We start from the raw sequence: 12,645 nt of genomic DNA, 5'->3' as shown, positions 1-12,645 counted from the left end.
TCACGGACTCGCGGAACTAGCTGACCGCGGTGATCTGCACCAGCGAGGTGCCGACCGTGACCCCGGTGTCGGTCTGCACGGTCAGCTGACCGCGCAGGGTCCGGCCCGCGGCCGGGGCGGCCGTGGCCGTCACCGTCGCCGGCACGGTCCACGAGCTGCCCGACGCGCGCAGGGCGTTGGCGTCGGTCACCGCGACCGAGCCGAAGGCCGGGTTGGTGAACACGTCGAGGTAGTCGTAGGCGGTGGTGCCACCCGGCACCGCGTACCCGTCGACGAGCGCGACCCAGATCCCGGCCGCCGGGTTCTGCACGGTCACCGACTCCTCGGAGTCACCGTCCGCGCTGACACCCGCCTGCACGCAGGAGCCCGTCGTGCAGTTGTACAGCACCAGGTCGAGGTCCGTGCCCACCACGGCGGGGTTGCCGATCGTGGCGGTCAGCGACGTCGAGCCCGGCGTCACCGCGATCTGGTACTGCTGCTGCGCGCCCTCGGCGATGGACGGCCGCTGCGTCTTCGCGCTGCCCAGCGTGGCGCCGGCCAGCTTGCCGGTGAACGCGCCGAGCGTGTTCTGCACGGTGTAGGACCGCGAGATCGGCGTGCCCAGCGTGGCGGACGCGATGGTGTCCGGGTTCGGCGAGATCGCCGTGCCCAGCACCGCGGCCGTCAGCTTGTACGGCGCTTCGGCCACGTCGGAGGTCCGCCGCGCCTCGACGACGATCTCCCACACGCCCGGGAGCGGGTTGGCGATCGTCCGGCTGGTCGGCGTGCCGCCGGCGCAGCCCGCACCCGCGTCGGGCAGGTAGCACGCGGTCGTCGCGGTGCTGGCCTCGGCCGGGACACCGGTCGGGTCGTACCGCAGGAACCGCACCTGGCCCTTGCCCGGGGCGCCGGCGCCGGCGTCCAGGTCCACCTTCAGCGCGCTGGCGCCCTGCGGCACCCGCACGAAGTAGCTGGTCGCCTGGTTGCGGGCGGCCTTGCCCGCGACGTCGACCTGGAAACCCTTGCCCGCGACGAACTCCTGCGGCGCGAAGACCGTGTTCAGGGTCTGCACGTCGATGCCGATGGTCAGCGGGTTGTCCAGGTAGAGCAGGGCCGAGTGGACCCCGGCGCTCTTCGGGTCGACCTTGACCTCGAACGTCACCGGCGTGTTCAGCGGCAGGACCACCGTGGAGGCCGAGGAGTACGTGCCGTCGTTGCCGACCCACCGCACGAAGTACGGCACCGGGTGCGCCGAGCCCGTGGTGCGGGTGATCGTGTACGTCCGCTTGTAGGCCTTGCCGACCGTCACGCCCTCGCGGTCGTGGATGCCCACGCCCGTGTTCGGCTTGGCCAGCAGGCCCGACAGCGCGGTGTGCACCTCGACCGACGTCGAAACGGCGTCCGGCTTCGGGTTGAGCGAAAGCGCGACGAACGCGGCGGGGACGTTGAACAGGCCCGCGCCCTGGGCGTACGCGCCGATGCCCGGCACGAACCGCGCGGTCGACTTGATCGCCGAACGCAGCTGCGCCACCGGCGGCCGCTGGCCGTTGTGCGTCGCCTTGTACGCGCTCACCAGCAGCGCGGCCGCGCCGGTCGCCTGCGGCGCCGCCATCGACGTGCCCTGCAGCATCGCGTACCCGGCGGGCAGGGTGTACGTGCCGGGCACCGGGCTCGGCTGCTCCCACCGCGGGACGGTGGCGATGGCCGCGCCGGGCGCGATGATGTCCGGCTTGAAACCGCCGTCCTCACGCGGGCCGCGCGAGGAGAACGGGTGCATCGACTCGGGGTTCTGGGTGACCGAACCGTAGTTCGACAGCCAGGTCTCCTTGGTGATGTACGAGCCGACCGAGATCGCGTCCGTGGCCACCGACGGGTCGCCGACGGTGTTCGCCCCGGCGCCGCTGTTGCCGGCCGAGATGAAGATCTGGACGTTGTACTCGGCGATCGTGCGGTTGTAGAGCTCCGCGCGGGCGTTGTTGCCGTCGTTGAGGGCCGGCAGGCCGCCGATCGAGATGTTGATGACGTCGGCGCCGTGGCTGGCCGCGTAGACGACACCGTCGATCAGGCCCGAGGAGGTGCACCCGGAGCTGGTGAGGCAGACCTTGACGGCCAGCACCTTCGCACCCGGGGCGGCGCCGTCCATCTTGCCGCCGAACAGGTCGTTGCCGGCGGCGATGCCGGCCACGTGCGAACCGTGCTCCGCGCCCGCGATGCCGATGCCGACGTAGCCCGGCTTGTCGGTCTGGACCACGAAGGCCATCCGCTCGGCGATGTCGGTCGCCGGGTTGTCGGTGCCGAAGAAACCGACGTCGTACTTCTTGTTGTAGTCGGTCATCGGCTTTTCGTCGGTGAAGTCGCCGTTGCCGTTGAGGTCGACCCGGACCTCCTTGGTGGCGGGGTCGAGCAGGACGCCCCAGGAGTCCGCCCGGTCGCCGTCGCGGTTGATGTCACCGCCGGTCTCGCTGTCCGCGGCGCCCAGGTCGCCCGCGGTCTCGCCGAACACGCCGAACGTGTACGGGCCGCCGGTCGCCGGGGCCGTCCAGGTCCTGCCGTTCGCGGTGAACGTGCCGGTGTAGGTCTGGGTGGACTGCTTGACCCAGGTGCCGTCACCGGAGTTGGTGGCGTTGGCGTTGTACCAGTCGACGATCTTGCGTTCGCCGTGGCTGGTGGTGGCCAGCGCGGGGGAGTCGAGGTCGACGCCGGAGTCGAGCACCGCGACCGTGGTGTCCTTGCCGTCCCAGTTGGGCAGGACCTGGCCGAACTGCGCCGCGTAGGTGTCGCCGGTCGGCAGGTACGGGTTCACGCGCGGGGTGTTCTTGCCCGGGGCCGGCTGCGGCAGCGGGGTGGTCGCGCCGTCGGGCTTCGGGTCGTCGCGGTAGACGAGGCCGTCGACGTCGACGGCGTTGACCGACTTGAGCTTCGCGGCCTTCTCCGCCTTGTCCGGCGGGATGGTGACCTTCACGTAGTCGAGCTTCGTGTCGGTGGACTGGACGACGCCGCCGAGGGCCTTGAGCTCGTTGACGGCGGTGCCGGTCTGGCCCTTTTCCGCGGCGATCAGCAGGGTGACGTCGGGCTTCCCGGCCTTCTCGGCTTCGGCGACGAGTGCGCGGTCGTGCTCGTCGAGGGTCTTGCCGTCGGCCGCGCCGCTGGTGGGCGGGGCCTGCTGGGCGGAGGCCACCGGGACGGCGACGCCGAGGACGGAGGCGCCGAGTGCGGTGGCGAGGACGGTGATCCCGGCCCGCCGTCTCCAGCGCGATCTGTGCTGTGTCACTGAAACGACCCTTCATGAAGAAATGCGTACCGGCAGTACACAGGGTGGGATCTTCGTCAGCAATCAGACAGTTAGCCCATAGACCGCAATTGGTTGCGAGCCAAATGGCCTAATGCACTGCCCGGTTGGGCGGTCACGAAAACGATTGCCGACCGGCCAGATCTCCCCATTGCTACATGCGCGTATAGCGGGCTATATTCACGTGTAGTCGACTACACGTACGTATAGGACGCTGATGAGCTCCGAAGACCTCACCGCCCGGGCCCGGATCCGCGACGCCGCCATCCGCCTGTTCGCCGAGCACGGCATGGAAAAGACGTCGATCCTGGACATCGCCAAGGAAGCCGGCGTCTCCGGTGGCCTGATCCGCCACCACTTCGGCTCCAAGGACGGCCTGCGCGAGGCCTGCGACGCCCACGTCCACGACGAGCTGCTGCGGTTCAAGCTGGAAGCGCTCGAGAAGGGGGTCGCGAACGGCGGTTTCCTGCCGACGTTCGACCCGCGCCAGCTGCTGCTGCGGCGCTACCTGGGCCGGGCCATGATCGACGGCTCCGAAGCGGCGGCCCGGCAGTTCGCCGAGGTCGTCGACGAGACCGAGGCGTACTTCCGCGCCACGGACTCCGGTGGCCCCGACCCGCGCGCCGCCGCGGCCGCGCTCGTCGCGATGACCGGCGGCCTGTTCGTCTTCCACAGCCACATGGCAAACGTGCTCGGGGAAACCCCGAACACCCACGAGGCCACCCTGCGGATCATGGCGGCCGCCGGGCACCTGCTGGCCCACCCGCCCGCCGCGCCCGAGCTGCTCGAGAAGGCGCGCGAAGTCCTGTCCGAAATGGACATTGAAAGAAAGGGATGACGATGGCCGAAGCGATCACCGCCGACGGCCTCACCAAGGCGTTCGGCCGGACACGGGCCCTCGACGGGCTCGACCTGACCGTCCACACCGGAGAGGTGCACGGCTTCCTCGGGCCCAACGGCGCCGGCAAGACCACCACGATCCGCGTCCTGCTCGGGCTGATGCGCGCCGACAGCGGCCGCGCCACGCTGCTCGGCGGCGATCCCTGGGCCGACGCCACCGAGCTGCACCGTCGGCTCGCGTACGTCCCCGGCGACGTCACCCTCTGGCCGAACCTCACCGGCGGCGAGGTCATCGACCTGCTGGGCCGGCTGCGCGGCGGCCTCGACCCCGCCCGCCGCGCGGAGCTCGTCGAGCGCTTCGACCTCGACCCGCGCAAGAAGGGCCGGACGTATTCGAAGGGCAACCGGCAGAAGGTCGCGCTGGTCGCCGCGCTGGCGTCCGATGTGGAGCTGCTGGTGCTCGACGAGCCGACGTCCGGGCTCGACCCGCTGATGGAGGAGGTCTTCCGGGAGGTCGTCGCCGAGGAGCGCGAACGCGGCGACCGGACGGTCCTGCTGTCCTCGCACATCCTCTCCGAGGTCGAAGCGCTGTGCGACCGCGTCACGATCGTCCGGGCCGGCCGCACGGTCGAGTCGGGCACCCTGGACGAGCTGCGGCACCTGGGCCGGATCACGATCGACGCCTCGCTCGCGCAGGTGCCGGCGGACCTCGGCTCGCTGCCGGGCGTGCACGACCTGAGTTCCTACGGCTCGCACGTCCACCTGTCCGTCGACCAGGCGGCGCTGGACGACGTCATGCGGCACCTCGCCGGAGCCGGGCTGCGGAGCCTGGTGAGCCGGCCGCCGACGCTCGAAGAGCTGTTCCTGCGCCACTACCGCCACGACGAGCCGGTCGGAGCGGCGCGATGACCGGCACCGGGGCGTTGCTGCGGCTGGTGCTGCGCCGCGACCGCCTGCTCATGCCGGTCTGGATCGCCGGGCTCGCGCTCGCGCCGGTGGGCTACCTGTCGTCGATCAAGGCGGCGTACCCGGATGCCGCGTCGCGGCAGCACTTCTACGACCTCAACTCCTCGAGCGCGACCTTCGTCGTGCGCAACGGCCCGCTGTACGGCTCGTCGGTGGGCAACCTCCTGGCCTGGCAGTGCGGGTTCGTCCCGGTCGTCGTCGGCCTGATCGCGCTGCTCACCGTGGTCCGGCACACCCGGACCGAAGAAGAAGCGGGCCGCCGTGAGCTCACCGGCGCCACGGTCGTCGGCCGGCACGCCGGGCTGGCCGCGGCGGTGCTCGCCACCTGCGGTGCGTGCCTGGTGTTCGGGTTGCTGACCGCGCTCGGCGTCGCCGCGCAGGGCGAGCCGCTCGCCGGTGCGCTGGCCCTCGGTCTCGGGTTTTCCTTGGCCGGCTGGGTGTTCGCCGGGGTCGGCGCGGTCGTCGCCCAGCTCACCTGGGGTGCGAGCGGGGCGCGGGGGATCGGGATCGGCGTGCTGGTGGCGGCGTTCCTGCTGCGCGCGGCGGGGGACAGCAGCGAGGCAGCGGGCCGGCTCGTGTGGCTGTCGCCGATCGGCTGGGCGCACCGGCTGCGGCCGTTCGCCGGGGAACAGTGGTGGGTGCTCGGGTTGGGCGTGATCGCCACCGGCGCCCTGGTGGTCGTGGCCGTCGCTCTCGCGGCGCGCCGGGACCTCGGCGCGGCACTGCTGCCGGCCCGGCTCGGGCGTTCCGGCGCGAAGCCGTCACTGCGCTCGCCGCTGGCCTTGGCCTGGCGGCTGCAGCGGGGAACGCTGCTGGTCTGGACCGGGTGCCTGGGTCTGGTCGGGTTGCTGATGGGCGGGGTCGCGCAGAACGTCGCGGAGATGATGCGGGACAACCGGGCGGTCGCGGACGTGTTCGCCCGCGTCGGCGGGGGCGGCGCGGTGATGGACGCCTACCTGGCGGGGACGATGACGTTGTTCGGCCTGGCGGCGGCGGGTTACGCGGTGCAGGCGGCGCTGAAGCTGCGTGCGGAGGAGGCGGCGGGCCGCGCGGAACCGGTACTGGCGACGGCGGTCGGGCGCGTCGGCTGGGCGCTGGCCCACCTGGCGTTCGCGTTCGCCGGCCCGGCGGTGGTGCTGGCGGTGACGGGCTGGGCGACGGGGGCGGCGTACGGGAGCGGCTTCGGGCTGGTCCCGGCGGCGCTGGCCCAGCTGCCCGCGGTGTGGGTCCTCGCGGGCCTGGCCGTGGTGCTGATCGGCTTCGTCCCCCGGTATTCGGCGGCGGCTTGGGGCCTGCTGGCGGCGTTCCTGCTGTTGTCGCTGGTGGGCACGGCGTTGCGGTGGAACGACGTGGTGCTGGGGATTTCGCCGTTCCAGCACCTGCCGAGGTTGCCGGGCTCGCCGTTTTCGGTGGCACCGGCGCTCTGGCTGGCCGCCATCGCCCTGGCGGTGGGCACGGGCGGCCTGTTCGCGTTGCGGCGACGGGACATGCCGGCGGGCTGAAGCGTCCCTGCGTCTGGTGGCAACCGAGGGAGTCGAACCCTGCGCGGCTTGTGAAGGCGGCGCTCCTAACCGGCCCTGACCCTTCGGCGGGCGACGGCTGCCAGTGGTTACAACGTGGCTAGTACCCCCGTTATTTCACTTTCAAGCGCCGCTTCACCCGGACGGGTCGGGCTGGCAAGGTTGTCCGCATGGATGATCTCCTGCTGCGCCGCGTCCGGCCGGGTCTCGGCGGGGACCTCGCCGACGTCCGGGTGAACGACGGCCGGGTCACGTCGATCACCGAACCGGGCTCCACCGGGTTCGCCGCGCGGGTGGTCGACGGGCACGGCGGGACGCTGCTGCCGGGGCTCGTCGACGCGCACGTCCACCTCGTGCAGTGGGCGACGTTCCGGCGTCGCATCCCCCTGGACGCGGCCCGCTCGGCGGGGGAGGCGATCGAGCTGCTGCTGGCGCACCTGCTGGCGACCCCCGCGCCGCAGACGGAACTGGTCGTGGGCGCCGGGTTCCGCGACGCGCTGTGGCCGGACAAGCCGCACAAGGACCTGCTGCAGCGGGCGCTGCCCGGGCGTGCGGTCGCGTTGTTCAGCGCGGACCTGCACACGCTGTGGCTGAGCCCGGCGGCGTTGAAGCTGATCGGCCGCGACCACCCGACCGGCGTCCTGCTGGAGGGCGACTGCATGGCCGCGACGGCCCAGCTCCCGACGGCGGCGATCGACGTCCAGGACCGGTGGGTGGCGGAGGCGGTGGCCGCGGCGGCCGCGCGGGGCGTGACGCAGATCGTCGACTACGAATACGCGGACACCGTGGCGGACTGGACGCGCCGGGGAGCGCCGGCGGCCCGGATCTCGTGCGTCATCGCGAAGCACCTGCTGGACCGGGCCATCGAGCGCGGGCACCGCACGGGCGACGTCCTGCCGGACTCCGGCGGCCTGCTGACGGTGGGGCCGTTCAAGCTCTTCGTGGACGGTTCCCTCAACACCCGCACGGCCTACTGCCACGACCCGTACCCGGGCGCGGATTCCCCCGGCCTGCTGGAACTCCCGCCGGCCGAGCTGATTCCCTTGATGCGGCGGGCGTTCGACCACGGCCTGCTCCCGGCCGTCCACGCGATCGGCGACCGGGCGAACACGATCGCGCTGGACGCGTTCGAGGAAGTCGGCTGCCCGGGCCGCATCGAGCACGCGCAGCTGCTGGCCCCTCCCGACGTTCCCCGGTTCGCTTCCTTGGGCGTGATCGCGGCGGTCCAGCCGTCGCACCAGCCGGACGACCGCGACGTCGCGGACCGCCACTGGCACGGCCGGACTTCGCGGGCGTTCCCGTACCGGTCGCTGCTGGAATCGGGTGCCCGCTTGGAGTTCGGGTCGGACGCCCCGGTGGCGCCCTTGGACCCGTGGGACGGCATCGCCTCGGCAATCTCCCGAACGGACGACGACCGCCCACCGTGGCACCCGGAGCAGGCGATCCCGTTCGAAGAGGCCCTGGCGTCGTCGTCCGGTGGCCGCCGAGGGGTGGCGGTGGGCGACGTCGCGGACCTGATGGTGACGGCGGCGGACCCGTCTTCGCTGTCCCCGGCGGACTTGCGAGCCCTCCCGGTGACGGCGACGCTCGTCGGGGGGCACGTGACCCACCAGGTCTGAACGGGCAACCGGCGGGGTTTTCCCGAACCGGCGCACCGGACGGCGGGGAAATCTCGGTCGAAGTTTCGGTCCCATGAAGAAATTGATCCGATTCAGAGTTCTCCCAGCTCTTCCACGTCGTCCGATTCGCTCATCGGGGTCTCGGCGGACGACGCACCCGACCTGCGCAAGACGATCATCGCTTCCCTCCTGACCGTGCTGAGCCTGGTCATCGGTTTCTACTTCGGTTCCCGCACCGCGCAGACCGCCATCGAAACGGAGGCCGGAATCGGAACCGGCGCTCCCCGTCCCGCTCCGCCGTCGCCCGTCATCACCGGTGTGAGCCCCGGAGAAGGTCCGACCGGGACCGCGGTGACCGTGAAGGGAAAGGGCCTGGCGGAAGCGTCCATCCATTTCGGGACGCTCCCGGCGACGCCCATCGGACCGCCGTCCGACTGGGAGGTCGTCGTGGCCGTGCCGGCCCGGCCGGACCGTTATCCCGCCGAGGTCGACGTGGTGGCCGAAACCGCGGCCGGCTCCTCCCCGGTCACGGACGCGACGAAGTTCACCTTCCGCTGACCGACCTTCAGGCCTTGATTTGTCCACCGGACAACGGAAAAGATCCCACCGTGGATGTGACAACGTTGTCAGGAGGACACCGATGAGGCTGTGCACCCCAAGAACGGGGACGCGCGTTCTGGCCACCCTGCTCGCCGGCGCCACGACGGTGGCCCTCGCCACCCCGGCCCAGGCCCGAGGCCCCCGGTTCGCCGAGGACCCCACCACGCTCGTCGACACCTCGATCGGCAACAACGGCGACGGCACCACCTTCCCCGGCGCCACCACGCCCTTCGGGATGGTGCAGCTCAGCCCGGACACCCAGCTCAAGAAGTACGCCTCCTACGACTACGCGCAGGACACCACCCTCGGCTTCAGCCACACCCACCTCTCCGGCGTCGGCTGCCAGACCATGGGCAACTTCCGGTTCATGCCCACCACCGGCGCCGTCACCACGAGCGACCCGGCGAAGTACGGCGCCAAGTTCAGCCACGCCGACGAGACCCGGCAGCCCGGGTACTACGGCGTCAAGCTCGCCGGAGGCATCGAAGCCGAACTCACCGCCACCCAGCGCACCGGTCAGCACCGCTACACCTTCCCCAGCGGCGCCACCAGCGAAAACGTCCTCATCGAGGTCGGCGAGAGCAACGGCTACACCTACGCCGGCGATGTCCACGTCGTCGGCGACGACACCGTCGAGGGCTGGCTGCAGGGCGGCAACTTCTGCTGGGAGACGCAGAAGGAGCGCTACAAGGTCTTCTTCAGCGCCAAGTTCGACCGCAAGTTCACGAGCTTCGGCACCTGGACCGACGACCAGCTGACACCGAACCGGCGTGACGCCGGACTCGGCAGCCGGCGCACCGGGGCGTGGCTCACCTTCGGCACCGACGAGAACCAGGTCGGCGCCTCGGTCGGGCTTTCCTACACCTCGATCGACGGCGCCCGGCTGAACCGCGGCGCCGAGCAGCCCAAGTCGTTCGACAAGGCCCGGAAAGCCGCCCACGACACCTGGCGCGACGAGCTGAACCGGATGCGCGTCGCCGGCGGGACGACCGCCGACCAGCGCACCTACTACAGCGCGCTGTACCGGTCGCTGCTGCACCCGTCCGTCGGGTCCGATGTGGACGGCTCGTACCGCGGCTTCGACGACGCCGTGCACCGCAGCCGCGACACCTACTACCAGATGTTCTCGCTGTGGGACACCTACCGCTCGCAGAACCAGCTGGTCGCGCTGCTGCACCCGGACAAGGCCGCCGACATGACCAGGTCCGTCCTCAAGATCTACCAGGACGGCGGCTGGGTGCCGCGCTGGGCGCTCGCCGGCGGCGAGACGAACGTGATGAGCGGCGACCCCGTCACGCCGTGGGTGGTCGACAACTACCGCCGCGGCCTGCTCGACGACCGGACCGCGCGTCAGCTGTTCGACGCCCTGTGGCGCAACGCCAACGAAGTGCCGGGGGACCAGTCGATCTTCCGCGGCCGCGACGGCAACCCGACGTACGTGCGGAACGGCTGGATCGGCTACCAGGACCTCCCGGGCTACACCTACGGCGACACGCGCCAGGCCGGGTCGGCGACCCTCGAGTACGCCCTCGCCGACTGCGCGCTGGCCACCATGGCCTCCGGGCTGGGCTACCGCGACAAGGCGGCGACGCTGCGGGCCCGCTGCGGCAACTTCGCGAAGCTGTGGGACGCCGGCGTCGAATCCCACGGTTTCACCGGCTTCCCACGCACTCGCGCGGCGGACGGTACCGGCGTCGGCGACCCCGACCCGGCGCAGTCGACGGGGTTCCACGAGGGCACGCCGTGGCAGTACCAGTGGCTCGCCCAGCAGGACACCGCGAAGCTGTTCGGCCTGATGGGCGGCCCGGCGCAGGCGGAAAAGCGGCTCGACACCTTCTTCGACCTGCCGCTGCTGCTCACCGACCCGGCGAAGGCGGCCAAGGACTCGTGGGTCCACGGCGCGTACGACTACCACAACAACTTCGCCTTCAACCCGAACAACGAGCCCGACCTCCACGCGCCCTGGATGTACAGCTGGACGGGCGCGCCGTGGAAGACCTCGGCCGTGCTGCGCGCGGCGCGGACGCTGTTCACGGACACGCCGTACGGCATGCCCGGCAACGACGACCTCGGCACCATCTCGTCGTGGCTGGTGTTCGGCATGGCGGGCGTTTTCGAAGCCCAGCCGGGCTCCGGGACGTACCTGCTCAGCACGCCGATGTTCGAGAAGGTCGAGATCCGCCCGGACGGCGGCCGCAAGATCGAGATCGAGGCCCCCGGCGCGAGCGCGGGGAAGCTTCAGTACACAAAGGACGTCCGAATCGGACACCTGGGGTACGACCGCAGCTGGATTTCCCACGCCGACCTGCTGAGCGCGGGCAAGATCCGGTTCTCCGTGAGCGACCGCCCGACGGCGTGGGGCACCGCCTCGGCGCCGCCCGCGATGTGACGAAGGGAGCGGCCTCCCCGGCACCCGGGGAGGCCGCTCGGCGGTCGAGCGGCCTGCGGGCGGGAGAGGGGAACCGGGCGGAGGCTTCAGCGAAGCCGGCACAGGGCGGCTGACCAGGCTTGGCGCGAGACGGTGAGCCGGCCCGCGGAGCGGGCCTTGCTGAAGTTCAGCGCCCAATTGGTTAGCGTGGTCGCGGTTCGTTCGCATTCGGGCAGTCCGCTCGGCGGTGCGGATATTCGAAGAAGTCTGTTTCATGGTCTGATACTGCAAACCCCCGATCACCACTCCCTCAGTGTGTTGGTGTCAACCAGCCGCGACAGTTTCAATGGTCACCATGTTGAGGTGGCAGCAGGCGGAGGGAAAGCGCCACGCGCTCGATGGGCCGTTCCCTCCGCGCCCGGAAGAACAGTTCGTGGCTTTGTGCGGCGCGGAAGTGACGGTCGCGGTGCGGGATGTTCCGCAGCTCGGGGGGAATTGGTTCGATCCGACCTGCGCCGAATGCGAGTCGGCGTGGCTGGCGCGGTGCTGACCGATGCCGGCCGGGACCAGCGGCTGCTGGAGCGCATCCGCGATCTCCACGCTTCGCTCGGCCCCGATCTGGCGTGGCTGGCCAGGACCGTCGGGGAGGAGGTGCCGCGCCCCGACATCCTCCGCGACCTGGGGGAGCGGCTCGCCGATCTCGGCGGCGACCTGGTCGCCCGCGCCGACGAGCTCGACGCCGAGGTCCGGGCCGGCCTCCCGGACCACGGCTGGCTCCCCGAAGCGGGCGCACGGCGGCGCGCGCTCGCCGTCGCCCACCAGGTCGGCCCGCGCCCCCTCCGGTGCGGGCCGATCTTCCTCGCCGTCTGCGGGGCGGCCTGTATCCCCTTCTACGGGACGGACCCGACCGGCCGGACAGCGCGGCACGAACGGTGCGAAAAGTGCCTCCACGTGCGCTGATCCGCCGTTTCTGCTGAGCTGGGGGTATGTCCGAGCAGAAAACGACGGCGACCGAGCGGTTCTTCCGCGTCGCGATCGCGATCAAGGGCCTCGACGGCGGGCTGCAGGTCGTCGGGGCGTTGATCTTGGCGTTCATCCCCGCCTCGACGGTCAGCGGGTTCACCCACGCGGTCATCACGCGTGACCTGCTGGGCGACCCGTCGGGCACCCTTGCCCGCCACCTCGAGTCGGCGACGGAGAACTTCCTCCACGGCGACACGAAGACGTTCGCCGTCGCGTACCTGCTCGCTCATGGGCTGATCAAGCTCGGCCTGGTGTGGGCGCTCGCCCGGAAGATCGTGCGGGCGTATCCCGTTGCCGCGGTCGTTCTCACCGCGTTCGTGGTCTACGAGATCTTCCGGGCGGTGCACACCCACTCGATCGCTTTGCCGTTCTTCGCTGCCCTCGACGTGGTGATCATCGTTCTGGTGCTGCGGGAGTACCGGCAGCTGAAACGCGGTTAGG

General features: G+C 71.2%; 10 protein-coding genes. 9 read left to right on the top strand and 1 reads right to left on the bottom strand.

The genetic code is table 11. From position 1 onward, the window contains the following. Positions 1 to 16: 16 nt before the first annotated feature. Positions 17 to 3,250 (bottom strand): S8 family serine peptidase, encoded by a 3,234-nt coding sequence (locus tag ACWEGE_RS15500; protein WP_449661099.1) that lies wholly within the window; start codon positions 3,248 to 3,250, stop codon positions 17 to 19. A 235-nt stretch (positions 3,251 to 3,485) separates the two neighbouring features. Here ACWEGE_RS15500 and ACWEGE_RS15495 point away from each other — a divergent pair, with 235 nt between their 5' ends. The 9 genes from ACWEGE_RS15495 (at position 3,486) to ACWEGE_RS15455 (ending at position 12,644) form a co-directional block, all read left to right on the top strand. Beyond that, on the top strand, positions 3,486 to 4,106 hold the full coding sequence (locus ACWEGE_RS15495) for a TetR/AcrR family transcriptional regulator (protein ID WP_449661098.1): 621 nt from the start codon (positions 3,486 to 3,488) through the stop codon (positions 4,104 to 4,106). Positions 4,107 to 4,108: 2 nt separating this feature from the next. Further along, positions 4,109 to 5,017, top strand: coding sequence for an ABC transporter ATP-binding protein (locus ACWEGE_RS15490; protein WP_449661097.1), 909 nt, complete (start codon positions 4,109 to 4,111; stop codon positions 5,015 to 5,017). Further along, the gene (locus ACWEGE_RS15485) at positions 5,014 to 6,576 is read left to right on the top strand and encodes an ABC transporter permease (protein ID WP_449661096.1); all 1,563 of its coding nucleotides are present in this window, start codon (positions 5,014 to 5,016) and stop codon (positions 6,574 to 6,576) included. The genes ACWEGE_RS15490 and ACWEGE_RS15485 overlap by 4 nt, the downstream gene beginning before the upstream one ends. 188 nt (positions 6,577 to 6,764) lie before the next feature. Continuing rightward, a complete protein-coding gene (locus tag ACWEGE_RS15480; RefSeq protein ID WP_449661095.1) occupies positions 6,765 to 8,213 on the top strand; it encodes an amidohydrolase in 1,449 nt (482 codons plus the stop codon). A gap of 195 nt (positions 8,214 to 8,408) precedes the next feature. Further along, complete coding sequence (locus ACWEGE_RS15475; RefSeq protein ID WP_449661094.1) at positions 8,409 to 8,771, top strand: IPT/TIG domain-containing protein; 363 nt, start codon at positions 8,409 to 8,411, stop codon at positions 8,769 to 8,771. Between the two features lie 82 nt (positions 8,772 to 8,853). Next, positions 8,854 to 11,202, top strand: a complete 2,349-nt coding sequence (locus ACWEGE_RS15470) for a GH92 family glycosyl hydrolase (protein WP_449661093.1) — start codon at positions 8,854 to 8,856, stop codon at positions 11,200 to 11,202. A 325-nt stretch (positions 11,203 to 11,527) separates the two neighbouring features. Next, complete coding sequence (locus ACWEGE_RS15465) at positions 11,528 to 11,731, top strand: zinc finger protein (protein ID WP_449661092.1); 204 nt, start codon at positions 11,528 to 11,530, stop codon at positions 11,729 to 11,731. After that, positions 11,713 to 12,141 (top strand): hypothetical protein, encoded by a 429-nt coding sequence (locus tag ACWEGE_RS15460; protein ID WP_449661091.1) that lies wholly within the window; start codon positions 11,713 to 11,715, stop codon positions 12,139 to 12,141. Before ACWEGE_RS15465 ends, ACWEGE_RS15460 begins: the two co-directional genes overlap by 19 nt. A 26-nt stretch (positions 12,142 to 12,167) precedes the next feature. Next, a complete protein-coding gene (locus ACWEGE_RS15455) occupies positions 12,168 to 12,644 on the top strand; it encodes a DUF2127 domain-containing protein (RefSeq protein WP_449661090.1) in 477 nt (158 codons plus the stop codon). The last annotated feature ends 1 nt before the right edge of the window (position 12,645 follow it).

It is taken from the genome of Amycolatopsis sp. NPDC004747, from assembly GCF_053601335.1.
The sequence above is the reverse complement of the archived record's forward strand: the minus strand, read 5'-3'. Positions and strand labels throughout refer to the sequence as shown.